Source organism: Flavobacterium anhuiense, assembly GCF_004151235.1.
In the GTDB taxonomy this organism is placed as follows: Bacteria; Bacteroidota; Bacteroidia; order Flavobacteriales; family Flavobacteriaceae; genus Flavobacterium; species Flavobacterium anhuiense_A.
The window spans coordinates 1-25361 of record NZ_JUIV01000012.1 but is presented as its reverse complement, the minus strand read 5'-3'; the positions used below and the strand labels follow the sequence as shown (position 1 = coordinate 25361).

The following is a 25361-nucleotide window of genomic DNA, read 5'->3' as shown; positions in this document are numbered from 1 at the left end:
ATGCATATAGCATTTCTAACCTCAGAATATTCTCATCCTAAGATTGCACAATCAGCAGGAATAGGAACAAGCATTAGAAATCTGGCAACTTCATTGCATAATTCTGGAAATGCCATTACTATTTTTATTTATAATCAGCCTGTACAAGAAATTATAGATGACAACGGAATTAAAATTTATCTTATTAAAAAACTAAAATATAAATTTTTGGGATGGTATTTATATCGTAAGTACGTTGAGAAATACTGCAATAAGATCATAAAACAAGAAAAAATTCAAGTAATTGAAGCTGCAGATTGGACTGGAATTACGGCTTTTATGCATTTTGAAATTCCTTTAGTAATTCGTTTTCATGGAAGTGACACCTATTTCTGTCACTTAGAGAATAGAAAACAAAAACTTAAAAATTTCTGGTTTGAAAAATTGGCAATAAATAAAGCTCAGGCATTTATAGCACCAACAACTTTTGCTGGAGAAGTTTCAAAAAAGCTTTTTAAGATAAAAGGAAAAGAAATTCAGACCATTCATAATGGTTTAGATATCAATGAATTTGGAAATAAGGAACCAGAAAAATTTGAAAAGCATACAATCCTTTACATTGGTACCATAATTAGAAAAAAAGGTGTTTTAGAACTGCCAGAAATTTTCGGGAAAGTGAGTAATGTTTTTCCAGAAACAAAACTTCTTCTAATAGGGAGTGATTCTTTCGATATAAAAACCAACTCTAAATCAACTTGGGAATTAATGAAAAATTTGTTTGCAAAGAATAATTTAAATAATGTAGAATATCTAGGAAAAATTCCATATAATGAGATTCAGGAGCATATAAAAAAGGCACATGTATGTGTGTTTCCAACTTATGCAGAGACTTTAGGGATGGTTACAATAGAAGCTATGGCCATGCATAAAGCAATTGTAAACAGTAATATTGGTTGGTCTCAAGAACTTATAACAGACGAACAAAGTGGTTATCTTGTCTATCCTTCAAATCACGATTTGTATGCTGAAAGAATTATGCAATTATTTGAAAATGATTCTTTGGTCTTACAATTAGGAAAAAAAGCTAGAGAACGAGCTGAAGAAAAATTTAATATAAATAAGCTTGCTATTGAAAACATTAGTTTTTATCAAAATATTATAAACTCCAATAAAAAGACAACGTGATCATTGTTTATCATCAAAATAATAAAATAGTTAAAGTTGGAGCACAAACAAAAAATGTTTTCTCTGAAAATAAAAGTATTGGTAAAAATCTAATTGAAATTGCACAGCAATTTCCCCAAGATTTAATTATTTGGAGTCATATCTCGTTAGAATCGCATCTGAATGTTGAGAAAATTGATGAAATTTTTCATCAAGAAAAAATAATGGCTTCCTATAATTTATCTCCAAATAATTTTATTTCTAATAATATTGGATATGTTGATTCGTCACCTTTTTTAAAAATAAATAAAGAAGTAAGTTACCCCACTTGGATTATGAGCAGCAATGTAGGAGGAATTCATGCTTCTGTTTTATTACTCTTAAAGAATCAGATAAAGATAGATGCAGATTTTGACTATTTTTTAAACTCAATAGCAAAATTAGGAATGTCAAAAGGACTATTGTGCTATTCTGATCCTAAATTATTAAAAGACTGTTCGCAAATTTTTCCAAAGCATAAAGAAAATAAAAGCCTTCTTTTTAGATTTGTAAAACAACATTATAAAACGCGTTGGATATTTTTACTGTTTTTAGATCTGTTTCTATATAAAAGAACATTGGCTGTTTTCCCCTTTTTAATGTCTTTTTTTTACAAGAAAAGAGGTCTGAAAATAGATACATTCAATGAAATTAAAGCCGAATCTAATAATAAAGTAATTGAAAAAGGAACTATAGACGTAATTATTCCAACAATTGGGCGAAAAAAATATTTATATAATATTCTAAAAGATCTTTCCTTGCAAACATTTCTGCCAGTGAATATTGTTATTGTAGAGCAAAATCCTATTCAAGAAAGCGTCACAGAACTTGATTATATTTTAAATGAAGATTGGCCATTTCAAATTAAACATATTTTTACGCATCAAACCGGAGCATGTAATGCAAGAAATTTGGCCCTGAAAGAAGTGAAAAGCGAATGGGTATTTATGGCAGATGATGATATTCGAATACAGTCAGACTTTTTGGAAAAAACATTTCAGGTAATTAAAAAAGAAGGAGTAGAACAAATTACTTTAGGATGCTATCAGCCTGATTACCCTTTAGATAAAAAAATAAAACAGAAATTTCAATGGGGTGGTTTTGGTTCAGGCTGTAGCATGGTAAAAGCTGAGAATATAAAAACGCTTACTTATAATATGAGTTTTGAATTTGGTTATGGGGAGGATAGTGATTTTGGAATGCAATTAAGAAATTTAGGCCATGATATTCTCTATTCTCCAACACCAGAAATTCTTCATCTAAAGGCGCCAATCGGCGGTTTTAGAACAAAACATATTTTGGCTTGGGCCGATGAAAAGATTAAACCAAAACCTTCTCCGACAGTAATGCTAAATAAGATTTTAAACTTTACGCAAGAACAGATTGAGGGGTATCGAACTGTTTTATTCTTTAAATATTATAAAGTTCAAAAAATTAAAAACCCATTGCGATACTATTCTAATTATAAAAAACAATGGTTAAAAAGCCAATATTGGGCTAGTAAATTAAATTCTAAACAATGAAATTTTCGCTGATTATTTGTACATATATGCGTCCTGAACCATTAGTTACACTATTGAACTCAGTAAACATTCAAAGTAAATATCCAGATGAAATTTTAATCATTGATGGATCATTAAATGACGAAACTAAAATAGCTCTAGAGAAAAATAATTTTAAGAATTTAAAATACTTTTTAGTTTCGGAGAAAGATCGGGGATTAACAAGACAACGCAATTTCGGTATTTCTAAGGTTGCAACTGATTCTGAAATTGTTTGTTTTTTAGATGATGATATTGTTTTAGAAACTAATTATTTTGAAAATTTATTAAACACCTACAGTCTTTTTCCTTCTGCACTGGGAGCTGCAGGATACATCATAAACAATAATGCCTCGTGGAGCTTAAATTTAGAAAATGAACCTCTTCATTATAATTATTTTTATTATGATGGTTGGAAACGAAAGTATTCTCAAAGGTATGTATTGCGAAAAAAAATAGGATTGTTAGATGATTGTCCTCCAGGATTTATGCCTGAGTCAGGTAATGGTAAAGCTCTGAGTTTTTTTCCTCCAACTAACAAAATCTATCCAACGGAATCTTTTTCTGGAGGTGTTTCGTCTTTTAGAAAGGAAATTTTAGATAAAATTAAATTTTCAGAATATTTCGAAGGTTATGGACTTTATGAAGATACTGATTTCACATTCAGAGTTTCTAAATTAGGAAATATATATGTTAATACAAGCGCAAAACTCTACCATTATCATGATGAGGCTGGACGACCAAATAAATTTGAATATGGTAAAATGGTTCTGAGAAATGGATGGTATGTTTGGCGAGTTGCTTTTCCAAGGCCAAGATTTAAGTCTAGAATAGAATGGAATTTGATAGCTTGGATATTAATTATAATTAGAGCTAGTAATATTGTTAGCACAAAGAAAAAGAAAGAAGCTATTACAGAAACATTAGGAAGAATATTTGGTTGGTTTTCAATTATAATTAATCCCCCTAAAGAAAAAAAATAATATTTATGAATTTATTCTCACTGTTTCGGAAGAGAAATTATATTTATTTTTATCATATTGTTAAACCTTACACAAGTTCGGTTATCAAAAGAAAGAGCGAATATGATAATTACGATTCCTTAACTTCTATTTGTGATTACTTCCAAATCGAGCAATATAAAAAAATTACTGTTGTTGCGAGTGGACCAAGTGCAACAAAATTAAATTTAGATGATGAGACTCTTTATTTTTGTTGTAACGATTCTATAAATATTGTGGACTTAAAACCACATATTTATGTAGTACATGATAATTTTTATCTGGTTAAATATTTGAAATCTTTTAAAGGAACTGAAAAATGGAAAGGAACAATCTTTTGGATTTTTAATAATAATTCGCAGACTAATTATATTTCATTTAAAAAAGTTTATAATTATATAATTAATAAATCTCGCTCAAAGAGAGAATTTTTAATCACTAATTTTAACTATTGTAAAAATTCCGAATCACTTAATGCAGAACTCGTTTTGACTCTTCAAAAAGAATTTGATTTTACATATAAAAGCATTAATTCTGGCTTTAACATGCTACTAATTGCTTCTGTTTTGGCTTTTAAGGCAAATAAACCGCTTGAAGTTTATGGGTTTGATATGGGAGAAGGAGGCGATCAATATTACAACAAAACTGCTATTATTGGAAAAAGTATAAAAGGAGTGGAAAATAAAAAAATCGTGAGTGAATTTCTTAGAAGCTTATATCTTAAAGAGATGAAAATTAATAATCAATCTAATTTTATGACTTTTAAGTCAAAACATTTAGATTAGTTTTTCTAGATATAAATGAAGTTTGTCATAATTAGCCATGTTAGGCATTTAAAAAAAAATAATAAATATTTCGGTTACGGACCATATGTTCGTGAGATGAACATTTGGCTGAAATATGCAGATGAAATTATAGTAGTTGCTCCTTTATCGGAAGGGAACCCGACTGCCATAGATCTTTCCTACATTCATTCAAGTATTAGCTTTAAAAAGGTTTTAAGCTTTAATTTAACAAGTGTGGGAGATGTTTTTTTAACCATCTTAAAGTTGCCATCTATTTTTTGGAAGATCTTTTGGGCAATGAAAGAAGCTGACCATATTCATCTGAGATGTCCCGGAAATATGGGGCTAATGGGATGTATCATTCAGATCCTTTTTCCAAGCAAAACTAAAACAGCTAAATATGCAGGGAATTGGGATTTTAAAAGTAAACAGTCTTGGAGCTATCGTTTACAAAAATGGATTCTTAGTAATACATTTCTAACAAGAAATATGCAGGTTTTAGTGTATGGAAACTGGGAAAATCAATCAAAGAATATAAAGTCATTTTTTACAGCTACTTATTCGGAATATGAGAAAGTGAGCGTTGAAAAAGCTGATTTTAAGAACGGAATAAAGTTTATTTTTGTTGGAAGTCTAGTGGCTGGAAAAAAACCATTGTATGCTGTTAAGTTAATTGAGGCATTAATAAACAATGGATATAATGTAACATTGGATTTGTACGGTGAGGGGGAAGAAAGAAATTCTCTAGAAAATTATATGCTGATGAATAAATTGAAGAAGTATGTCGTTTTAAAAGGAAATCAGAATAAAGAAACTTTAAAAGCATCTTACCAAAAAAGTCACTTTGTAATTCTACCTTCAAAAAGTGAAGGTTGGCCAAAAGCCATCGCAGAGGGAATGTTTTGGGGATGTATTCCAATTGTTACAAAAGTTTCATGTGTGCCATATATGCTGGATTATGGTAAACGTGGGATTTTGCTTGAAATGGATTTGAATAAGGACATAGAACAGATAGAGAAATTAATAGTAAACCAAAATATTTTTTCGGAAAAAAGCCAAAAAGCGATGGAATGGTCACGCAATTTTACTACAGATGTTTTTGAAAAAGAAATTGAAAAATTGCTGATAAAATGAGAATTGTACAGATTATAGATTCTTTAGAGGTTGGAGGTGCCGAACGTATGGCTGTAAATTATGCAAATTCACTTGCTAGAAAAATTGAATTTTCAGGATTAATTTCGACAAGAAATGAAGGTTTACTTTTAGAGCATTTGGACGAAAAAGTCACATATTTATTCTTAAAAAAAAAATCTACTATAGATTTAAGCGCAATTTTTAGATTAAGAAATTATCTAAAAAAAAATAAAGTTGATTTTATTCATGCACATAGTTCTTCTTTTTTTATTGCAGTTTTAGTAAAAATTACAATGCCATGGATTAAAATAATCTGGCATGATCATTATGGAATTTCACAAGATCTTTCATTACGAAAAAGCTTGATATTAAAATTTTCATCTTTTCTCTTTTTAGGAATTATTTCTGTAAACGATTCTCTACAAAAATGGGCTCAAGATTATCTGAATTGTAAAAACCTTATTTATTTCCCAAACTTTATAATCAAACCAACTGTTTTTTTTGATAGTTTTCAGTTAAAAGGAAAAGATGGCCAAAGAATAATCTGTGTTGCAAATTTACGCCCTCAAAAGAATCATGAGTTATTGATTAATGGTGCAAAGGAAATTCATAAAAAATTTCCAGAGTGGACATTTCATTTAGTAGGAAAAGATTTTAATGATTCCTATAGTGCTAATCTATTAGAACTGGTTAAAGAAAAAAGGCTTTCTGAAAATGTATTTTTTTATGGAGCAGTAAACAACATCCAGCAATTATTAAAACAAAGTGAAATAGCAGTTTTAACTTCTCTTTCGGAAGGACTCCCCTTGGCCGTTTTAGAGTATGGATTAGCTAAATTACCGGTTGTGGTAACCGATGTTGGTGAAATTTCCAAAGTCGTTCCCTCATCTAAAGAAGGTTTGGTAATTGATTCAAATAATTTAAGTCAATTTGTAGATTCAATTCAAATATTGATTGAGAATCAACATGTCCGTAAATCATTAGGAAACCAATTGAATTTTTATGTAAATGAAAATTTTGGTGAAAAATCAATTTTAAAAGAGTACTTAATATGGTTAAAATCTTTAACTACTATTACAAAGTAAATATTTTATAATGAAAAACAAAAAACTTAGTTATTTAGCCATAATCGTTTTTCATGCATTATTAGCATTAATTATTTTTGTTATTCCTTTTTTTTCAAAAATATACGCGTTATTAATTGTTTTAATAGGTATGATGGTAATCATTAAAAACAAAAACAGAAGTAATGAAGTACTTTTTGTTAGCGCATATCTAGTAGGTGCAGAGGTCTTTCTTCGGATGACAGGAGGGAATTTTAATAATGAATACGCAAAATTTTGTGTTATTGGTTTTATGCTCCTTGGTATGATATATAGTAATTTCTCAAAAAGCGCATTAATTTATTTGTTTTTTTTCGTGCTCTTGGTTCCTTCTATTCTTATTACTACCAATTATCAGGATGCAGGAACAGATGTTAAAAAAGTTTTATTTTTTAATTTGTCAGGACCAATATGTTTGGGAATATGCTCGATATATACATTTGGGAGAAAAATTACTTTCGAGAGTATTCAAAAGTTATTAGTAATTATGGGATTTCCTATTATTTCTACAACAGTATATTTGTTTCTTTATACTCCGAATATACAAGATGTTGTAACGGGAACTCAATCAAATTTTGAAACATCTGGTGGTTTTGGACCAAATCAAGTGTCTACAATATTGGGATTAGGAATGTTTGTTTTCTTTGCGCAAGCAATTCTGTTTTCCAAATCTAAAATAGAATTATTAATAAATGGAGGACTGTTGGTTTTCTTAAGTTATAGAGGGATTGTGACCTTTTCTAGAGGAGGAATCATTACTGGTGTGATAATGATTATTTGTCTTTTATTTTTGTTGTATTATTTTTCAAACGCCAAAGGTAGAAGTAAATTTACTATAGTTTTTGTTTTAACAATAGCTTTAGGAATTGGCATCTGGGGGTATAGTTCTTTTCAAACAAGAGGACTTATAGAGAAAAGGTATGCTAATAAAGATGCACGCGGAAGAGAAAAGAAAGATCGGTTAGGAGGTAGAGAAGAAATAATGGATGCTGATATTACACTTTTTTTAGAGAATCCCATTTTTGGAGTAGGCGTGGGACTTAGTAAAGAGAAAAGAGAGAAACAACTTGGAATAGCAATTGCTTCACATAATGAGATAACTAGACTTTTTTCTGAACATGGATTAATGGGAATCCTTGCATTTTTAATATTGTTTATTACTCCATTTATCCTATATATTAATAATAGGCAGCATTTATATTTTTTTTCATTTTATTTTTTCTGGCTCTTAACTATTAACCACGCAGCAATGAGAACAGCTGCCCCTGCATTTGTATATGCATTATGCCTTCTTTCAGTTCAAATAAAAATTCCCGAAGAAACAGAAAATTAATAGATTAGTTATATTTTTTTGCGATACATTTGCCTTGCCCTAACCAAATTAAAACCTACAAGAGATGTTATCAAAAAAGAAAATGCATTTCGAAATCTCGGAGAGGAGGATATTGCTCCTTACTTTCGATGCTGTTTTTATTTTATTTGCTTTATATCTATTAAGCGCAATCTTTGATTACTATTATTTCGCCTTTGATATAAATAGTTCGTTTAGTATACTTTTATTAATCGGCTACCTTTATGCTTTTGGCGTAATATTCGAAATCTATAATTTGCAAGTAGCAAGCAATCATCTTCAGATTCTGCAGAATGTCGTTTTTACTGCAACAGCTACCGTTTTGGCTTATTTATTTACGCCAGTTCTCTCTCCCGTACTTCCCAAACAAAGATTAGTAATTGTAATATTTTATTTTACAATACTAATTACATTACTGCTTTGGCGTTTGTTTTATTGCTATTTTTTAGCCTCTCATCGATTTTCGCAAAATGTTGTTTTGATTTGCGATCAAAGTGAAGTTGGAGAATTAGTTTTAGGATTAGAAAATGTAGATCCGCATTACAAAATTGTTGGTTTTGTTAATTCCGATTCTGTTGCAGATGAAAATTTAGATTTTCATTATGTAAGCGAAATAAAGAAAGAAGATTTAGAACGTTTCGTATCTACACACAATGTCTCAGAAATTGTAATTGCTTCTCAGAAAACAGATGGTATCACTTCCGATCTATATCAGCAGCTGCTTCATTTATTAGAAAAAGGATATATCATACGCGAATACACACAAGTTTACGAAAGCAAAACACAGCGAATTCCTGTTCACCATATAGAAAGAGATTTTTATAGATTTTTCCCTTTTAGCAGAAGTAATAGTAATAAACTGTACTTGTCTTTGGTTCGTCTTATCGAACTCATGTTTTCTATTCTGGGGCTTTTAATCAGTCTGTTTTTTATTCCGATAATCTTTCTCTGTAATCTATTTGCCAATAAAGGAAGCCTTTTTTACACTCAAGAAAGAGTGGGGAAAAATGGAGTAGTTTTCAAGATTTATAAGTTTAGAACTATGACCGAGAATTCAGAAGCAAATGGAGCTGTTTTTGCAACTCATAATGACAAAAGAGTCACTCCGTTTGGTAAATTTATGCGAAAGTCTAGAATAGACGAACTTCCACAATTTATTAATGTTTTAAAAGGAGATATGGGCGTAATTGGCCCTAGGCCAGAGCGACCATTTTTTGTTGAAGAAATTGCCGCTGTAATGCCTTTTTATGAAACGCGTCACGTAATTAAACCTGGACTTACTGGATGGGCGCAGGTTAATTATTCTTATGGAGAATCAATCGACGAAAGTTTGGTTAAACTTCAGTATGATTTATATTACATCAAACATAGAGGTATATTCCTAGATTTGAGTATTACTTTTAAAACCATTACGACGGTTTTATTCTACAGGGGTCAATAAATTTTAGATTATAATCGGAATTGGTTTTTTGTTGCGAATTGCGGTTCGCACTAAAACCACTCCACTTGTAATGATCAACGGTAAAGTGATAAAGAAATGTGCTTTGTTTATTAAAAACAAAAAGTAAATCACTAAAAGCACAAAGTTGATTAACGAAAATCTATAAGTCCATAGTTTGTTTTTGAAAATTGAAAACAAAACTAAAATCAATAAAAGCGGACTAAAAAGCAATACGTTATAATTCATCGCCAGTTCTTGGTGGAATGAATAAAATCCCATTATAACGAAGAATATTCCAATTAAAGATAGAATCAGAAAATAGATTTTATCGACTGTTTTGCTTCTGGCAAAGATTACAAAAAGCAAAATAAAGAGATACGTATAGATATTATTCCACCATGATTTCGGTGTTTCTTTTGTAAACTCTAATAAAGTTTTGCTTTTGGCTACAAGAGGTTTATTCTGGAAAGTAGTTTTGTCTAAACTGTTTTTCAACTCAAAAGGAAGAAAAATTCTAGTTCCCATTTGATCAACTTTGGTTCCGAAAATAATGCTGGTGCCCAATTGATCGTAAAAATGGCCATCAAAATAAGGAAATAGGATAGAACGATAGGTTTTGTCTGTATTTTCTTTTTTGACAATTACATTTCCGCCTAAAGTTTTATTCACTACATCAACAACCATCGAAGTGCAGTTCTTGTCAATAAATTTATAAGTATAATAGCGCTCTTCAGAATCTAAAACAGCATTTAACTGATTGAAAAGTTTTTGCTTTAAGTCTTGAGAAATCAATAATTCTTGCTCATAAATGCTTCTTTTCTCGTAAGTATATTCATTGAAAAAATCGGCATACGAGTGCACGGTTGCAAAATACTGCAAATCTCCTTTTGCGAATTTTAAAACAAAATTTTGGGTTCTAAAATCAAAAGTTCCATAATTGTAAACAACATCAAAATTGTTTCCTGGATCAGAAACTCTAATTCCCGTATGTCCAAAGTAGGAATACGTTTCATTTCCAAGACCGCAAGTCAAAATGCTTATTTTAGCGTCTTTAGATAAAGCTAAACTCTGGCTGAAACCAATAAAACTTGCTAAGAATAATAAAATAAAAAGTGCTTTTTTGAACATGACAGTTTTCATGATTTAAAATTTTAAATGTTTTATGATTTCTAATTATCTAAAGATACCCAAATCTACTTTCAGCGAAAAAATATTCGAATACAAAGCAGTACTTTGATTTCCTAAATCGGTCAAAGCGTAATCAATTTGTATGCCTTTATATCTAAATCCTAAACCAATGTTAGGTTGGAAATTTACTTTTTCAGTATTATCCAGCTGCGTTACATTCTGAAAGTTTCCTGCACCAGCGCGTACGAAAACCAAATCTGTATAACCAAACTCAAACCCTAGAGCTGGGTCTATACTTATGGCTTTTGATGAAATAATATCGTTTGTCTGCTCAAATCGCATATTTAAATTGGCAGAAGTTACAAGACTGCAGTCGTTATGGAAATCAAATCTTTTAGAAACTCCCAATTGTGCTTTAGGCAATGTTATCTCTGTACTTTCAGGCAAAGTATTATTTTCTCCTGGAATTGCATCGGCGATTTTTTTATATTCTTCCTCATCAATATTCCAGACGTTGTAAGTTGTAGTGATGTCACGAAGCATTAAACCAAACTTCCAATCATTTCTTTCAAATTGAAGACCAATATCAAATCCAAAACCCCAAGAATTGGCAAATTTTCCAATCACTCTTCGAATTACTTTTGCGTTTACACCATATTGAAATCCGTCAACAGGCAGTTTTCTGGCATAAGAAAAAGTAAAACCATAATCTGCCGTAGAAAATAGGCTAATTCTATTGTAATCTATATTTCCTTGATTATCGATTAATTGCGTTGTGTCCATGATATCGTCAACTCCAAAACGAATCATCGAAATTCCCCACGCGCTTCTGTCGTCAATTGGACTTGCGTAACCTATGTAATCGTATTGGGCAATATTTGCAAAATAGCTGGCGTGCATCAGAGCAATTTGATGATCTTCGAGATGCGTCAAACCTGCGGGATTCCAGTAAACGGCATTTACATCATTTGAAGAAGCAGTTACGGCGCTCGCCATTCCAAGAGCAGCGGCATCGACTCCAATATTCATAAATTCATTCGAATATTTTCGAACGGTTTGCGCATACTGAAAAGTACAACTCCAAAAGAATAAAAACACTAAATATTTCTTCAACGTATATGTTTTTGCAGATCGAGGCCTGTTTTAAAATTTTTATCAAAAATATAATATTTTACTCATCTAATAAGTTCCTTTGCTTAAATATTCCCAAAGTCGCGCTTCGAATTAAAAAACTCTCGAAAAAACTCGTTTTGCATCGAGTTATTATACTAAATTTGTTCTCTGCCATTATCAAATTTTTAAGCTATGAATATTAAAAAGCATATCCCAAATCTAATTACATTAATTAATCTTTTCTGCGGCTGTGTCGCAATCGTTTATGTTTCCCAGAATAATTATTTAATGGCTTTTTATATGGTTTGCTTAGGAATCTTTTTTGATTTCTTCGATGGTTTTTTTGCCAGATTATTTAAAGTTTCAAGTCCGCTTGGATTACAGTTGGATTCTTTGGCAGATATGGTAACAAGCGGAGTAACGCCAGGATATGTGATGTATAGCATGTTTACTAACAGCGCGCACGAATTTGGAACACATCCTGCAATTCCGTTTTTAGGATTTATCATTACTTTAGGATCTTGCTATCGTTTGGCTAATTTTAATATCGATACACGCCAAACCGATTCTTTCATCGGATTGCCTACACCTGCAAATGCTTTGTTTATTTTAAGCCTTCCTTTGGTAATTTCATTTTCAGATTCTTTGATGATTTTAGAAATCTTAACTAATCAATGGGTATTATTGATTATAACTTTATGCAGCGCGTATATTTTAAATGCTGAAATTCCGTTGTTTGCTTTAAAAATTAAAAAATTCAGTTTTAAAGAAAATGCACTTCAAATTGTGTTTTTGATTATTTCTGTGTTAATGATTGTTTTCCTTCAATATATAGCAATTCCATTGATTATTGCTTTTTATGTATTGTTGTCGATCATTAATAATCTTTTTTTGAAAAAGTAATTCTGTTTAATGGCAAGAAAAACGACTTATCGTAAAACATATTCAAGAAAACCAGCTGGAAGATCTTTTCTAAGCAGACTTTTTCGAGGACTTTTATTGATTTTTTTCGGACTTTTATTCATTGGGATAATTTATCATTATCGCAAAGGACTTGCTTATTATTTAGGTTTTAAAACAGAAAAGGTTTTAGATGAAGATGAGGTTGACAAACATCTTTCTGATGTTCGAAATATTCGAGTTCTCGAAAATCATAAAGGAAAAGTAATTGGAATTGACGTATCAGAATTTCAAGGAAAAGTAGATTGGGAAGAAGTTGAAATCTTAGACGAAAAATATCCTGTGCAATTTGTTTTTATCCGTGCAACAGCAGGAAATGATCGTGTTGATAGACAGTTTAAAAGAAATTGGGAAGGTGCAAAAGAAAACAAAATCATGCGTGGCGCTTATCATTATTATCGCCCAAACGAAAATTCTATTGAGCAGGCAGATCTTTTCATTAAAACAGTAAAACTGCAAAAAGGAGATCTTCCTCCAGTTTTAGATATCGAAAAATTACCAAAAAATCAGCCTTTGGACAGTTTGAAAAAGGGTTTAAAGCGTTGGTTGAATAAAGTCGAAAAACATTATCAAGTTCGTCCTATAATTTATTCAGGAGAAAGATATTATTCTGATTTTTTAAAAGAAGAATTCGGAGATTATTTGTTCTGGATTGCCAATTATAATTTCTACAGAGAAAAAATTGAAGATGATTGGCTGTTTTGGCAGTTTACAGAAAAAGCTTCTCTGCCAGGAATCAAACATCGCGTTGATGTTAATATCTACAATGGCGATTTAGAGCAATTGCACTTTATTACGGTTGAATAATAGTGTTCAGTGTTCAGATTTTCAGTGTTCAGTTTAAAAAAAAAAACAGTTTTTTAGTTTCAGCCCAAAACTGAATACTAAAAAACTGATTCGTGATTATTTTTATGAACTGATTACTAAAAATCTGAACACTGAATACTTTTTTAGGTTATTTCAATAAAACCAAAATAACAATTATTACAAAAGGCAATAAAAGCATTACAGAATATGGATTGGCAAAATTTATTGTATAACCCATCCATTGAATCTTTTTAGGAGGAAGTAATCTTTTGTCTTTAGGATTATAATAACAGGTATTGAAGAAATACCAATTCTTTGGATCTTTGTGCCAATTATCGTAATCTTCCTGAGTTGGTTTTTCTGATTTCATTTGTAACTTTTTTAAGAATCTTATGTTAAAAAAAAATGGTAAAAAGAAATTCCTTTTTACCATTCATATATACTTTCTTAAAACTCAAGTTTCTTTTTACGAAGCTCGAAGTTTTGTCCAAGATAAACACGACGAACCATTTCGTCTTCTACCAATTCTTCTGGAACTCCAGCTTTTAGAATTCCTCCTTCAAACATTAAGTATGTTTTATCGGTAATCGCTAAAGTTTCTTGAACGTTGTGATCGGTAATTAAGATTCCGATGTTTTTATTTTTCAATTGCGCTACAATTCGCTGAATATCTTCTACCGCAACAGGGTCAACTCCTGCAAAAGGCTCATCCAACAAAATAAATTTGGGATCGGTTGCCAATGCACGGGCAATTTCTGTACGACGACGCTCACCTCCAGAAAGCAAATCGCCTCGGTTGGTGCGAATATGCTCTAAACTGAATTCTTCAATTAGACTTTCCATTTTAGCAATTTGAGCTTCTTTAGAAAGTTTTGTCAATTGTAAAACGCTCAAGATATTGTCTTCAATACTTAATTTTCTAAAAACAGAAGCTTCTTGTGCCAAATAACCAATTCCCTGCTGAGCACGTTTGTACATCGGATAGTCGGTAATATTTAAATCATCAAGAAAAATATTCCCTTGATTTGGTTTTACCAATCCTACAATCATATAGAATGATGTTGTTTTTCCAGCTCCATTTGGCCCCAAAAGCCCTACAATTTCTCCTTGATTTACTTCAACAGAAATTCCTTTTACAACGCTTCGTCCTTTATAGGTTTTGATTAAATTATCGGCTCTTAATTTCATTTTTTAAGTTTAATCGTTTAATCGATAAATCGTTTATTCGTTGCAAATTAACAAATAAACGATTCAACAGTTAAACGTATTAACAATTATTTATTTCCCGTTCTCTTCAAGCGCTTCCCAGAATTCGTAAGCTCTTCTTAAATGAGGAATAACAATTGTTCCGCCAACAAGAGTGGCAATTCCCATTGCTTCCATCATTTCTTCTTTAGAAACACCTTCTTTATAGCTAGTTTCCAAATGGTATTTTACACAGTCGTCACATCTTAAAACTGTAGATGCTACCAAGCCTAAAAGCTCTTTTGTTTTTACATCAAGAGCGCCTTCTGCATACGCATTGGTGTCAAGATTAAAAATTCGCTTTACAATTTTGTTGTTGTCAGCAAGCAGTTTTTCGTTCATTCTAGAACGATAGTCGTTAAATTCTTGAACTATATCAGACATTTTCTTTTAATTTATTTTTATAAACAATCTTCGAAATAAGAATGCTGACTTCGTAGATAATCAACATCGGAATTGCAACAATAGTCTGGCTCACAACGTCAGGTGGCGTTACAATTGCAGCGATAATCAAAATCAATACAACAGCATATTTCCAATACTTTCTTAAGAATTCAGGAGTTACTAATCCTAATTTTGTTAAGAAATAGATAGCGATTGGGAGTTCAAAAAAGATGGCGCTTCCGAGAATACTCGTTTTAACCATTCCCATATAAGATTCCAGGGTGAATTGGTTCTTTACTACATCACTCACGGAGAATGTTGCAACGAAGTTTACCGACATCGGAATTACAACAAAATATCCAAATAATACTCCTAAAAAGAAAAGCAATGAAGAAACAAAGATGAATAATTTCGCATTTTTTCTTTCTTTCTCATAAAGAGCCGGGCTAATAAATTTCCAGATTTCCCATAAAATATAAGGGAAACTCAAAATAAAACCTGCCAAAAGACACATCCAGACAAAAATATTGACCTGACCTTCCATTTCGGTATTTTGAATAATGAAATTCAGCTCTGTAATACAGATGCTGTCTGCAAATCCTAATGAATGAGATAAGTCGCAAAACCATACATAAGTAAAAAATGTTGGTCTAATTGGACCTAAAATAATTTGATCAAATAAATAATCACTAATAAAATAAGTCACAATTGCCATTATGATTGTTGCAAGTGTACTTCTAACCAATAACCATCTTAATTCTTCAAGATGATCCAAAAATGACATCTCGCCAAGATTTTTCTTTGCCATTATACGATTCCTTCTTTTAAAATGTCATGTAAATGTAAAACTCCTTTATATTCTCCGTTATCCGCAACGATTAATTGCGTGATAGAAAAGTCTTCTAAAATATTTAAAGCATCAACAGCCATAGTTTCAGACGAAACTACTTTTGGATTTTTAGACATAATATCTTTTGCGGTTAAATCTGCAATAGTATCTACGTCGTTTAGCATTCTTCGGATGTCTCCATCGGTAATAATTCCAACAATTTTATTGTCTTCAATTACTGCAGTAACTCCCAATCTTTTTTCAGAGATTTCAAAAATCGCTTTTTTAATAGAAGTTTCTGGAGTTACAGCCGGTTTTAATGAATGCTCGATCATGTCTTTTACACGAAGCAATAATTTTTTGCCTAAAGCACCTCCCGGATGATAAACCGCAAAATCTTCTGGTTTAAAATCACGCATTTCCATTAAACAAACTGCTAAGGCATCACCCATTACAAGTTGCGCGGTTGTACTATTTGTAGGAGCTAAATTGATAGGGCAGGCTTCTGTGTCGACAGTTGTATTTAAAACCAAATCAGAACCTTTTGCCAAAAATGAAGTTGTGTTTCCTGTAATGGCAATCAAAGTATTTCCGAATCTTTTTAATAAAGGTACAAGGACTTTAATCTCTGGACTATTCCCGCTTTTAGAAATACAAATAATAACGTCATCGTTTTGTATCATTCCTAAATCACCGTGAATAGCTTCTGCAGCGTGCAAAAACATAGAAGGAGTTCCAGTTGAGTTAAAAGTAGCCACCATTTTTTGAGCAATAATGGCGCTTTTTCCAATTCCTGTAACGATTAGACGTCCTTTAGATTCGTATATGCGTTGGACAGCTTCGTAAAAATTTTCGTCCAAAAAATCAATTAGTTTTGTAATTGCTTCACTTTCAGAGAGTATTGTTTTCTTGGCGATCGCCAATATATTTTCTTTTGTGATCAAAACAGAATATTTAAAATTTGTATGTATAAAAGAAAGTTGTATCTTTATGTGTTGCAAATTTATACAAAATACCATTAATATAGAGAATGAATTCAAATGAAATTGAAATACATAAAGAATTAAAGAAGTATTTCGGCTTTAGCCAATTTAAAGGCTTGCAAGAGCAAGTCATTACGAGCATTTTAGACGAGAAAAATACATTCGTAATTATGCCGACCGGTGGAGGAAAGTCTCTTTGCTACCAATTACCGGCTTTAATTCAAGAAGGAACAGCAATTGTTGTTTCTCCATTAATTGCTTTGATGAAAAATCAGGTTGATGCAATTCGAAGTCTTTCGTCTGAAAATGGAATTGCACATGTATTAAACTCCTCTCTAACCAAAACAGAAATTGCTCAGGTTAAAAAAGATATTACATCTGGATTGACCAAACTTTTGTATGTAGCCCCAGAATCATTAACAAAAGAAGAATATGTAGCTTTTTTACAAAGCGTGCCCATTTCTTTTGTTGCCATTGATGAGGCACACTGTATCTCGGAATGGGGGCATGATTTTAGACCAGAGTATAGAAATCTGCGAAATATAATTAAGCAGCTGGGTAAAGTACCAATTATAGGACTTACCGCAACCGCAACACCAAAGGTTCAGGAAGATATTCTGAAAAACCTTGACATGGCCGATGCCAATACTTTTAAAGCATCGTTCAACAGACCGAACTTGTACTATGAAGTTCGTACGAAAACAAAAAACATTGAGTCGGATATTATTCGATTTATCAAACAGCATAAAGGTAAATCTGGAATTATTTACTGCTTAAGCCGTAAAAAAGTAGAATCGATTGCCGAAGTTTTACAAGTAAACGGAATCAGTGCTGTTCCTTATCATGCAGGTTTAGATGCTAAAACGCGGGCCAAACATCAAGATATGTTCTTGATGGAAGATGTCGATGTCGTTGTAGCAACAATAGCTTTCGGAATGGGGATCGATAAACCAGACGTTCGTTTTGTAATTCACCACGACATTCCAAAATCACTTGAAAGTTATTACCAAGAAACCGGTCGAGCAGGACGTGACGGTGGGGAAGGACATTGTCTAGCGTATTACTCTTATAAAGATGTAGAAAAGCTAGAGAAATTTATGTCTGGAAAACCAGTTGCCGAACAAGAAATTGGTTTTGCACTTTTGCAGGAAGTGGTGGCATACGCCGAAACTTCGATGTCGCGTAGAAAATTCCTTCTTCATTATTTCGGTGAAGAATTTGACAGCGAAACAGGTGAAGGGGCAGATATGGACGACAATGTTCGTAACCCGAAACATAAAGTTGAAGCCAAAGATCAAGTAGTTAAATTGCTAGAAATTGTTCGCGATACTAAACATATTTACAAATCAAAAGAAATTGTATTTACTTTAATTGGCCGTATCAATGCGGTTATTAAAGCGCACAAAACAGATGCACAACCTTATTTTGGTTCTGGTTCAGACCACGACGAAAAATATTGGATGGCATTGTTGAGACAAGTTTTGGTAACAGGACTTTTATCAAAAGACATTGAGACTTATGGCGTAATAAAAATTACAAAGGAAGGTTTAGATTTTATTAAAAAGCCAGTTTCGTTTATGATGTCTGAAGATCATGAATACACCGAAGCCGATGATGAAACTATTGTAACAGGAGGTAAATCTTCTGGAACAGCAGATGAAGTTTTAACAGGAATGCTTCGTGAGCTTCGTAAAAAAGTGGCTAAGAAATTGGGAGTTCCTCCATTCGTAGTTTTCCAAGATCCTTCGATCGAAGATATGGCTTTAAAATATCCGATAACAATTCAAGAATTATATAATATTCACGGTGTTGGTGAAGGAAAAGCGAAAAAATATGGAAGTGAATTTGTTGCCCTAATCAGTCGATATGTTGAGGACAACGATATTATTCGCCCAGACGATTTAGTGGTAAAATCTACAGGGGTAAATTCTGCCAACAAATTATACATCATTCAGAATATCGATAGAAAACTTCCGCTAAGTGATATCGCTTCCGCGAAAGGTTTAACGATGGATGCTTTGATTAAAGAAATGGAACAGATTGTTTATTCTGGAACAAAACTGAACATCAAATATTGGTTAGACGATATTTTAGATGACGATCAGCAGGAAGAAATTCACGATTATTTCATGGAATCGGAATCTGATAAAATCGAAGACGCACTAAAAGAATTTGATGGCGATTATGATATTGATGAACTTCGTTTAATGCGTATTAAGTTTATCAGCGAAGTAGCGAACTAAAGTTAAATTCCAAATTTCAACCCTTTTTGGGAATATTCAAAATAAAAATTCCAAATTCCGAGCTTCAATAGTTTTGGAATTTGGAATTTCATTTTTTAAGTATTTCAGTTTTGGAATTTGGAATTTAAAATATTAGAATTTTATTCAGTATATAATTCCCCTCGATGTGGTTTCAAAGCATCTCTTACTTGAATCATATTTTCGTCAGTTACGACCATAAAAGCTATGGCATACATTTCGTCTATAATTTTAAAACCTGTAATATTTAGAGGTAATTTTTCGATTGCAATATATTCTTTTAAATGAATTTCGTGGTGTTCAGCAGTTTTAGCTGATGCAGGCCCTCGGAAATCCCAGATTAGTTTTATTTTTCTAGACATTTTTTTTTATTAGGTGCAAAGGTTCTGAGTTGCAAAGGTACAAAGGTTTTTTTTAAGGTTCTTAGGTTTCTGAGACGCTAAGATTCTAAGTTTTTTAAAACTGTTTTTCAAGAAATCTTTTTAATCCAAATAATCTGTGGCTAAAAAAAAAATATAAATCTGCTTATATCTGCGTAAATCTGCGTGAAATTTTAAAGCAAAGATAAAATCTCATTTCAAAATAGTACTTTTGCATGTTCTTTTCATAGAAAGAAAAGCTAATAGAATAAATAAGACAAAATGCCTAAAGAACTTTTACTTCAAGTTACACCCGAAATTGCTGCAAACGAATTACTGCTAAAAGACCATTTGTCTAAGCAGATTAAAGTTTCTGCTCAAGAAATTCAGCATGTTTCAATTTTAAAACGCTCTATTGATGCACGTCAGAAAGCGATTAAAATCAATTTGAAAGTTCTTATTTATTTAAAAGGTGAACCTTTTCAGGAAACTAAAATTGAACTTCCTATATATAAGGATGTGTCCAATGCACAAGAAGTTATTGTTGTTGGAGCAGGTCCGGCTGGACTTTTTGCGGCATTGCAATTAATTGAATTAGGTTTGAAGCCAATTGTTTTAGAACGCGGAAAAGATGTTCGAGGTCGTCGTCGTGACTTGAAAGCGATAAACCGCGAACATATTGTAAACGAAGATTCTAATTATTGTTTTGGCGAAGGAGGAGCAGGAACGTATTCTGACGGAAAATTATATACCCGTTCTAAAAAACGCGGCGATGTAACTCGAATTCTAGAACTTTTAGTCGCTTTTGGAGCTTCTGAAGATATTTTGGTAGAAGCGCATCCACATATTGGAACCAATAAATTGCCTAAAATCATTGAAGATATTAGAAATAAAATCAGAGAGTTTGGCGGTCAGGTTTTGTTTGAAACCCGTGTAAGCGATATTTTGGTAAAAAATAATGAAGTTGAAGGAATCGTAACGCAAAACGGAGATAAAATTCACGCCAATAAATTAATCTTGGCAACGGGACATTCGGCGCGTGATATTTTTGAATTATTAGACAAAAAGAAAATTTTAATTGAGGCAAAACCTTTTGCTTTGGGAGTTCGTGCAGAACATTCGCAGGAATTAATAGACAGTATTCAATACAGCTGTGATTTCCGTGGAGAACATTTGCCACCAGCGCCATATTCTATTGTAAAACAAGTTAACGGACGTGGAATGTATTCATTCTGTATGTGTCCTGGAGGTGTAATTGCGCCATGCGCCACAAGTCCGGGAGAAGTGGTTACAAACGGTTGGTCTCCATCTAAGCGTGATCAGGCAACAGCAAATTCTGGAATTGTAGTTGAATTGAAATTGGAAGATTTTAAACCTTTCGCGAAATTTGGAGCTTTGGCTGGAATGGAATTTCAAAAAAGCATCGAACAAAAAGCTTGGCATTTGGCTGGAGAAACCCAAAAAGTTCCAGCTCAAAGAATGATTGATTTCACTAAGAGTAAAGTTTCAGCAGATATTCCGAAAACTTCATACGTGCCAGGAACAACTTCGGTAGAATTGGGACAGGTTTTTCCAGGATTTTTGACTCAGATTATGCGTCAGGGATTTCAAGAGTTCGGAAAATCAATGCGAGGCTATTTAACTAACGAAGCTATTTTGCACGCACCAGAAAGTAGAACTTCATCACCAGTTAGAATTCCGAGAGACCCTATGACCTTAGAACATTTGCAAATCAAAGGGTTATATCCTTGCGGAGAAGGTGCAGGTTATGCGGGCGGAATTATTTCTGCAGCAATTGATGGCGAAAAATGTGCCTTAATGATTGCGGAATCCTTGAAATAATCAATTTTATTTTGTAGTAAAATTTTTATATTTGTATAGTTTTTTACTTTTAAAATATAATAGAATGACACCGCAAGAAATTGAGAAGAAATATGGATTTGAGTATCCTTCTTTGTATAAGCAGTTATATGTAGACGGAATGCTAGATTGGGGAGAATTTAGTCCTAATTGGTATTTTGAGATTTATCCAAAATTAAAAGACAATCCGCCTCTACTTTTGCATTCTTATGATTTTGAGCTAATGGATTTAAAATCAGTTTCTCAAGAAATCGAAGAACTTATGGATCCTGATAATTATAGAAACATAAATGAGGAATTTAGATTCATACCGTTTGCACACAATGCAGCTGGAGATTATTATTGCTTCTTTTTGAATAAAGAGAATATAGGTGAATTACCTGTAGTTTTTCTTTATCATGATGATAACGAAGCAGAGTATATGGCTAAAAATCTTCAGGATTTTATTTTTAGAATGATTTTGCAAGATATGTCTCAGCAAGATACTTTTAATAAGGTTAATGATGAAGAATTCAGAAATAATCTTGTGAATGTACTTAAATCTCACGCAAAATATTTAACAGATAAAGAACAAGATATTTTGCAAAATATATTAAGACGTGAAATTATAGATTATGAAATTTCATTTTCTTATGGCAATGAAAACGCAAGAGGGTTATTGACCGATATAGAAATGAAAAAAATAATTAATGAAATTATTCCTTTCGATAAAATGAATACTAGTTTTGAGTATTCTACAGATTAAAAAACATCTTTATCATCGCTGAATCCTTGAAATAATTGACCTTAGGATTTTTGAGTAGTAAAAAGATTGTTATCTTAGTGGTTTGATTGTAATAGAATTTGCCCCAAAGATGACAATACAAGAAATAGAAACAAAATACGGATTCAATTTCCCGCTTTTATACAAACAATTAGATGCTGACGGTATGTTGGACGTTGGAGAATATGGACCAAATTGGTATACAGAAGTTTATCCAACGTTAAAAGATAATCCGCCTTTGCTTTTGCATTCGTATGATTTTGAATCGCTGAATTTGAAATCGGTTGCCGAAGAAATAGAAGAGCTTAGAGATCCTGAGGATTATCGAAATATCAATCCAGAATTTAAATTTATTCCGTTTGCCAAAAGTGGCGGTGGCGATCATTATTGTTTCTTTTTAAACGAAGAAAATAATGGAGATGTGCCGATCGTTTTTGTCTGGCACGATTCTAATGAAGTGAATTACCTGGCAAAAAATCTTCAGGATTTTATCTTCAAAGTTTTATTGATTGATATGTCTAAACAAGATGTTTACAATGAACTTACTGATGAGGAATTTAGAGATGATATCGAATCTGTTTTTAAATCGCACAAAAAGTATCTTACTGAGCAGCAAAATGCAATTTTATCAGCTATTTTAAAACGAGATATTATTGATTATGAAATACATGTTTCGCCAAAAATTGTAGAATCGGCGAGAGGATTATTGACGGATTTTGAATTAGAATCGATTGTCAATGAAGTAATTCCTTTTGATAAAATGAATCAGAGTTTTAAGTATTCAAACGATTAATTTTTTAATATAAAATATTTCCCATGGGCTTTTTCTCCAATTTATTTAATAGAAATAACGATCCAAAATCAATTATTTCTTTTGATGTTATTGATCCGATCTATAGTCATTTGCATCATGAATCGAATAGTATAGAATTCAAAGTAAAAGGAATTCATGACACAGTTACTGTAAATTTATATTCTGTTCCTTCCTCATTAGATCACGAAGAAGGAAAAGCAGAAGTTAAAAAAGCGGGATTTAATAATGCGTATGAAGTTCTGAACGAACTTTATAAAAAACTGAATATTGGAGGCTTGTCAGAAGAAGCGATGCAAGATGATTTACAATATGATTTTATTCATATTCAGTTTTATTCGCGACCAAGTCAGGAAATGAAAAAGCATTTTACAAGTGTGATTAATAATTTCATGATTTTCTTTTGCTGTACCAATAGTTTAGAAGTAAACGATTTTAGAATGTTATATTCTAGCAATCATTTTTCTGATTATGTAAAAGGTTTGCTGGATTCAGAATATCTTGATTTTAAGAACCCTCAGAATGAAACTCAGGAAATAGGAATTAAAGATTTAAAAAAAGTTTTGCAAGCCATTTGTCAATACTTCAATATTGAAATTCCTTCTGATGTTGAGCTTTCGTCTTCAGAAAATCTGCTGCTAGATGACAAGGCAGCTGTAGAAGATTTTGAAGAGTTTGTCAAATTGGTTTCGAGAAATAACATCGAAGATAATTATGTGAAAAAATATTCAGAGAAGCTTTTTGAAAGTTTCAACGCTGAAACTAAAACGTATTACGAAACCACAGAAGATCATTTTGCTTTTTTTGACGAAATAAATACGTGGCATAGCGATTGGAAATTTGATCCAGAAGATGCCGAATATTTCATTTCTGAAATGCTTGGTGAAGATTTCAAATTTGATTATCCAGAAGAAACGTATAGTCATGATCTATTTCCGTACATTCAATCTGAATTGGAAAAATCAAATCTGGAGTTATTGACTTATGAAACTTATGGAGACAATTATTTGTTTTTTTTGGCAAATAAAGATGAAGTAGAAAGAATTCTAGAATTATCAGAAATTACAAAAATTGAAGTTGCTCAGTTGTAATAGATAGCCACGAATTCCCGAATTTATTTAAAAACTATACGCATAGATTTAAAAAAATAAAATTCGAGAATTCGTGGCGAAAACATTTTACGGTATCAAAATAATTTTTCCTGTACTTTTTCTGCTTTCTAAAAAATCATGTGCCAGTTTTCCTTCTGATAATTTAAATGAAGTTGGTTCTGAAAGTTTTATTTTTCCTTCGGTGATCCAATCGAATAATTGAGTTGCTCTTTTGATTCTTTCTTCTTTAGAATTTAAGTAACTCCATAAATCACCACCCGTTAAAGTTTTAGAACCGTCCATTAACATTCTCGGATCTACAGGTGCTGGATCGCCACCCGCCATTCCGAAGAAAACAACTTGTCCGCATTCTTTAGTGACTTCAAAACTTTCCATTAAAGTGCTACCGATACTGTCATAGACAACATCAACACCATTTGGAACTACTTTAAAAACTTGTGATTTCCAATCTTCATTATAAAGAAAAACATGATCTGCACCTTGCTCAAAACCGATTTTGGCTTTTTTAGCAGATGAGGTTAAACCAATAGCTGTTGCGCCAAGAAGCTTACTGATTTGAGTTAAAATCTGTCCGACTCCACCAGCAACTGCGTGTATTAGAACCGTTTCTCCTTGAATGGTTTTATGGCTGTCTGTTGCAAGATAATGTGCTGTTAAACCCTGAAGCAAAACAGAAGCTGCAGTTTCAAAAGAGATTTTTTCTGATAATGGGATAATATGATTTACGTTAACGGCAACCAATTCTGCATTGGCAAATGGAGCATCGGCAAAAGCTACACGATCGCCAACTTTATATTCTGGATGATTGTTGGCATCGACTACAATTCCAGCGCCTTCATAACCGGCAATAAAAGGAGGATTTCCTTTTAAATGATAATTTCCTTTTCGACGGTAAACATCTGCAAAGTTTAATCCGATGGCTTTCATCTCGACTAAAATTTCGTCTTGTTTTAATTGCGGATTAGGGATTTCTATATATTCTAAAACATCTGATTCTCCAAAAGAAGAAAAGGTAAGTGCTTTCATTTTTTTTAATATTTTAAGAAAGCAAAGTTCGTGAAAAATCAAAAGAAAAAGCCTCAAATTATTTTAGACTGCACCCAAAAGTTTAGACAAATTTAAAATTAAGTTTGATAATAATGAGCTCGATATTTTATCGGGCTCATTTTGTTTAAATTTGATTTAATTCTTTCGTTATTGTAATAGGT

At 32.0% G+C, this 25361-nt stretch carries 25 protein-coding genes; 15 read left to right on the top strand and 10 right to left on the bottom strand.

The genetic code is table 11. The features are described from left to right. From NU08_RS14585 to NU08_RS14550, 8 genes are all read left to right on the top strand, one after another. Entirely contained in the window at window positions 1–1164 is a 1164-nt protein-coding gene (locus tag NU08_RS14585; RefSeq protein ID WP_129747907.1) for a glycosyltransferase family 4 protein, read from the top strand. Continuing rightward, complete coding sequence (locus NU08_RS14580) at window positions 1161–2705, top strand: glycosyltransferase family 2 protein (protein WP_129747906.1); 1545 nt, start codon at window positions 1161–1163, stop codon at window positions 2703–2705. Before NU08_RS14585 ends, NU08_RS14580 begins: the two co-directional genes overlap by 4 nt. Beyond that, window positions 2702–3706, top strand: coding sequence for a glycosyltransferase family 2 protein (locus NU08_RS14575; protein ID WP_129747905.1), 1005 nt, complete (start codon window positions 2702–2704; stop codon window positions 3704–3706). Before NU08_RS14580 ends, NU08_RS14575 begins: the two co-directional genes overlap by 4 nt. Window positions 3707–3711: 5 nt before the next feature. Then, window positions 3712–4509 (top strand): hypothetical protein, encoded by a 798-nt coding sequence (locus tag NU08_RS14570; RefSeq protein ID WP_129747904.1) that lies wholly within the window; start codon window positions 3712–3714, stop codon window positions 4507–4509. A gap of 15 nt (window positions 4510–4524) precedes the next feature. After that, window positions 4525–5643: a glycosyltransferase family 4 protein gene (locus NU08_RS14565; protein WP_129747903.1), complete on the top strand. Its 1119-nt coding sequence runs from the start codon at window positions 4525–4527 to the stop codon at window positions 5641–5643. Next, complete coding sequence (locus NU08_RS14560; RefSeq protein ID WP_129747902.1) at window positions 5640–6728, top strand: glycosyltransferase; 1089 nt, start codon at window positions 5640–5642, stop codon at window positions 6726–6728. Before NU08_RS14565 ends, NU08_RS14560 begins: the two co-directional genes overlap by 4 nt. A 10-nt stretch (window positions 6729–6738) precedes the next feature. Then, window positions 6739–8079, top strand: a complete 1341-nt coding sequence (locus tag NU08_RS14555; protein ID WP_129747901.1) for an O-antigen ligase family protein — start codon at window positions 6739–6741, stop codon at window positions 8077–8079. 64 nt (window positions 8080–8143) lie between these two features. Continuing rightward, window positions 8144–9538 (top strand): sugar transferase, encoded by a 1395-nt coding sequence (locus NU08_RS14550; RefSeq protein ID WP_129747900.1) that lies wholly within the window; start codon window positions 8144–8146, stop codon window positions 9536–9538. A 3-nt stretch (window positions 9539–9541) separates the two neighbouring features. On the opposite strand, the gene NU08_RS14545 is transcribed toward NU08_RS14550, so the two are convergent. Both NU08_RS14545 and NU08_RS14540 read right to left on the bottom strand, forming a co-directional pair. Beyond that, window positions 9542–10678: a DUF4105 domain-containing protein gene (locus NU08_RS14545; RefSeq protein ID WP_129747899.1), complete on the bottom strand. Its 1137-nt coding sequence runs from the start codon at window positions 10676–10678 to the stop codon at window positions 9542–9544. 33 nt (window positions 10679–10711) lie between these two features. After that, a complete protein-coding gene (locus NU08_RS14540) occupies window positions 10712–11695 on the bottom strand; it encodes a PorV/PorQ family protein (RefSeq protein ID WP_129748006.1) in 984 nt (327 codons plus the stop codon). A gap of 276 nt (window positions 11696–11971) precedes the next feature. Here NU08_RS14540 and NU08_RS14535 point away from each other — a divergent pair, with 276 nt between their 5' ends. Continuing rightward, the gene (locus NU08_RS14535; RefSeq protein ID WP_129747898.1) at window positions 11972–12682 is read left to right on the top strand and encodes a CDP-alcohol phosphatidyltransferase family protein; all 711 of its coding nucleotides are present in this window, start codon (window positions 11972–11974) and stop codon (window positions 12680–12682) included. A gap of 9 nt (window positions 12683–12691) precedes the next feature. Further along, entirely contained in the window at window positions 12692–13546 is an 855-nt protein-coding gene (locus NU08_RS14530) for a glycoside hydrolase family 25 protein (RefSeq protein WP_111364310.1), read from the top strand. 148 nt (window positions 13547–13694) lie between these two features. Here the strand turns inward: NU08_RS14530 and NU08_RS14525 are convergent, their stop codons facing one another. The 5 genes from NU08_RS14525 to NU08_RS14505 form a co-directional block, all read right to left on the bottom strand. Beyond that, entirely contained in the window at window positions 13695–13916 is a 222-nt protein-coding gene (locus NU08_RS14525) for a DUF5808 domain-containing protein (RefSeq protein ID WP_129747897.1), read from the bottom strand. 77 nt (window positions 13917–13993) lie between these two features. Beyond that, complete coding sequence (lptB, locus tag NU08_RS14520) at window positions 13994–14734, bottom strand: LPS export ABC transporter ATP-binding protein (protein ID WP_008464443.1); 741 nt, start codon at window positions 14732–14734, stop codon at window positions 13994–13996. Between the two features lie 90 nt (window positions 14735–14824). Beyond that, on the bottom strand, window positions 14825–15175 hold the full coding sequence (locus NU08_RS14515; RefSeq protein WP_129747896.1) for a carboxymuconolactone decarboxylase family protein: 351 nt from the start codon (window positions 15173–15175) through the stop codon (window positions 14825–14827). Continuing rightward, entirely contained in the window at window positions 15168–15983 is an 816-nt protein-coding gene (gene tatC / locus NU08_RS14510; protein WP_129747895.1) for a twin-arginine translocase subunit TatC, read from the bottom strand. Before tatC ends, NU08_RS14515 begins: the two co-directional genes overlap by 8 nt. Next, window positions 15983–16948, bottom strand: coding sequence for an SIS domain-containing protein (locus NU08_RS14505; protein WP_165352458.1), 966 nt, complete (start codon window positions 16946–16948; stop codon window positions 15983–15985). Before NU08_RS14505 ends, tatC begins: the two co-directional genes overlap by 1 nt. Before the next feature lie 86 nt (window positions 16949–17034). Between NU08_RS14505 and recQ the strand changes: the two genes are divergently transcribed. Further along, a complete protein-coding gene (recQ, locus tag NU08_RS14500; RefSeq protein WP_129747894.1) occupies window positions 17035–19230 on the top strand; it encodes a DNA helicase RecQ in 2196 nt (731 codons plus the stop codon). Window positions 19231–19370: 140 nt separating this feature from the next. On the opposite strand, the gene NU08_RS14495 is transcribed toward recQ, so the two are convergent. Continuing rightward, on the bottom strand, window positions 19371–19610 hold the full coding sequence (locus tag NU08_RS14495; protein WP_129747893.1) for a hypothetical protein: 240 nt from the start codon (window positions 19608–19610) through the stop codon (window positions 19371–19373). Between the two features lie 279 nt (window positions 19611–19889). Here NU08_RS14495 and NU08_RS14490 point away from each other — a divergent pair, with 279 nt between their 5' ends. The 4 genes from NU08_RS14490 (at window position 19890) to NU08_RS14475 (ending at window position 24132) form a co-directional block, all read left to right on the top strand. Then, window positions 19890–21449 carry an NAD(P)/FAD-dependent oxidoreductase gene (locus NU08_RS14490; protein WP_129747892.1) on the top strand — a complete coding sequence of 520 codons (1560 nt, stop codon included), beginning with the start codon at window positions 19890–19892 and terminating at the stop codon, window positions 21447–21449. Window positions 21450–21513: 64 nt separating this feature from the next. Continuing rightward, window positions 21514–22212: an SMI1/KNR4 family protein gene (locus NU08_RS14485; protein WP_129747891.1), complete on the top strand. Its 699-nt coding sequence runs from the start codon at window positions 21514–21516 to the stop codon at window positions 22210–22212. 109 nt (window positions 22213–22321) lie between these two features. Continuing rightward, window positions 22322–23023 carry an SMI1/KNR4 family protein gene (locus NU08_RS14480; RefSeq protein WP_129747890.1) on the top strand — a complete coding sequence of 234 codons (702 nt, stop codon included), beginning with the start codon at window positions 22322–22324 and terminating at the stop codon, window positions 23021–23023. Between the two features lie 23 nt (window positions 23024–23046). Then, entirely contained in the window at window positions 23047–24132 is a 1086-nt protein-coding gene (locus tag NU08_RS14475; protein WP_129747889.1) for a hypothetical protein, read from the top strand. 87 nt (window positions 24133–24219) lie between these two features. On the opposite strand, the gene NU08_RS14470 is transcribed toward NU08_RS14475, so the two are convergent. Both NU08_RS14470 and NU08_RS22575 read right to left on the bottom strand, forming a co-directional pair. Then, complete coding sequence (locus tag NU08_RS14470; protein ID WP_129747888.1) at window positions 24220–25179, bottom strand: quinone oxidoreductase family protein; 960 nt, start codon at window positions 25177–25179, stop codon at window positions 24220–24222. A 98-nt stretch (window positions 25180–25277) separates the two neighbouring features. Continuing rightward, window positions 25278–25361, bottom strand: an 84-nt coding sequence (locus NU08_RS22575) for an IS3 family transposase (RefSeq protein WP_129748004.1), incomplete at its 5' end; no start/stop codon positions are given.

What these genes read in the sequence shown, in the direction of transcription:
- NU08_RS14560 (WP_129747902.1), top strand. Translation starts at nt 5,640, where the DNA reads ATGAGAATTGTACAGATTATAGATTCTTTAGAGGTTGGAGGTGCCGAA.
- recQ (WP_129747894.1), top strand. Translation starts at nt 17,035, where the DNA reads ATGAATTCAAATGAAATTGAAATACATAAAGAATTAAAGAAGTATTTC.
- NU08_RS14545 (WP_129747899.1), bottom strand. Translation starts at nt 10,678, where the DNA reads ATGAAAACTGTCATGTTCAAAAAAGCACTTTTTATTTTATTATTCTTA.
- NU08_RS14515 (WP_129747896.1), bottom strand. Translation starts at nt 15,175, where the DNA reads ATGTCTGATATAGTTCAAGAATTTAACGACTATCGTTCTAGAATGAAC.
- NU08_RS14540 (WP_129748006.1), bottom strand. Translation starts at nt 11,695, where the DNA reads ATGAATATTGGAGTCGATGCCGCTGCTCTTGGAATGGCGAGCGCCGTA.
- NU08_RS14570 (WP_129747904.1), top strand. Translation starts at nt 3,712, where the DNA reads ATGAATTTATTCTCACTGTTTCGGAAGAGAAATTATATTTATTTTTAT.
- NU08_RS14485 (WP_129747891.1), top strand. Translation starts at nt 21,514, where the DNA reads ATGACACCGCAAGAAATTGAGAAGAAATATGGATTTGAGTATCCTTCT.
- NU08_RS14535 (WP_129747898.1), top strand. Translation starts at nt 11,972, where the DNA reads ATGAATATTAAAAAGCATATCCCAAATCTAATTACATTAATTAATCTT.
- NU08_RS14555 (WP_129747901.1), top strand. Translation starts at nt 6,739, where the DNA reads ATGAAAAACAAAAAACTTAGTTATTTAGCCATAATCGTTTTTCATGCA.
- NU08_RS14525 (WP_129747897.1), bottom strand. Translation starts at nt 13,916, where the DNA reads ATGAAATCAGAAAAACCAACTCAGGAAGATTACGATAATTGGCACAAA.
- lptB (WP_008464443.1), bottom strand. Translation starts at nt 14,734, where the DNA reads ATGAAATTAAGAGCCGATAATTTAATCAAAACCTATAAAGGACGAAGC.
- NU08_RS14490 (WP_129747892.1), top strand. Translation starts at nt 19,890, where the DNA reads ATGCCTAAAGAACTTTTACTTCAAGTTACACCCGAAATTGCTGCAAAC.
- NU08_RS14530 (WP_111364310.1), top strand. Translation starts at nt 12,692, where the DNA reads ATGGCAAGAAAAACGACTTATCGTAAAACATATTCAAGAAAACCAGCT.
- NU08_RS14565 (WP_129747903.1), top strand. Translation starts at nt 4,525, where the DNA reads ATGAAGTTTGTCATAATTAGCCATGTTAGGCATTTAAAAAAAAATAAT.
- NU08_RS14470 (WP_129747888.1), bottom strand. Translation starts at nt 25,179, where the DNA reads ATGAAAGCACTTACCTTTTCTTCTTTTGGAGAATCAGATGTTTTAGAA.
- NU08_RS14480 (WP_129747890.1), top strand. Translation starts at nt 22,322, where the DNA reads ATGACAATACAAGAAATAGAAACAAAATACGGATTCAATTTCCCGCTT.
- NU08_RS14475 (WP_129747889.1), top strand. Translation starts at nt 23,047, where the DNA reads ATGGGCTTTTTCTCCAATTTATTTAATAGAAATAACGATCCAAAATCA.
- NU08_RS14575 (WP_129747905.1), top strand. Translation starts at nt 2,702, where the DNA reads ATGAAATTTTCGCTGATTATTTGTACATATATGCGTCCTGAACCATTA.
- NU08_RS14495 (WP_129747893.1), bottom strand. Translation starts at nt 19,610, where the DNA reads ATGTCTAGAAAAATAAAACTAATCTGGGATTTCCGAGGGCCTGCATCA.
- NU08_RS14585 (WP_129747907.1), top strand. Translation starts at nt 1, where the DNA reads ATGCATATAGCATTTCTAACCTCAGAATATTCTCATCCTAAGATTGCA.
- NU08_RS14550 (WP_129747900.1), top strand. Translation starts at nt 8,144, where the DNA reads ATGTTATCAAAAAAGAAAATGCATTTCGAAATCTCGGAGAGGAGGATA.
- tatC (WP_129747895.1), bottom strand. Translation starts at nt 15,983, where the DNA reads ATGGCAAAGAAAAATCTTGGCGAGATGTCATTTTTGGATCATCTTGAA.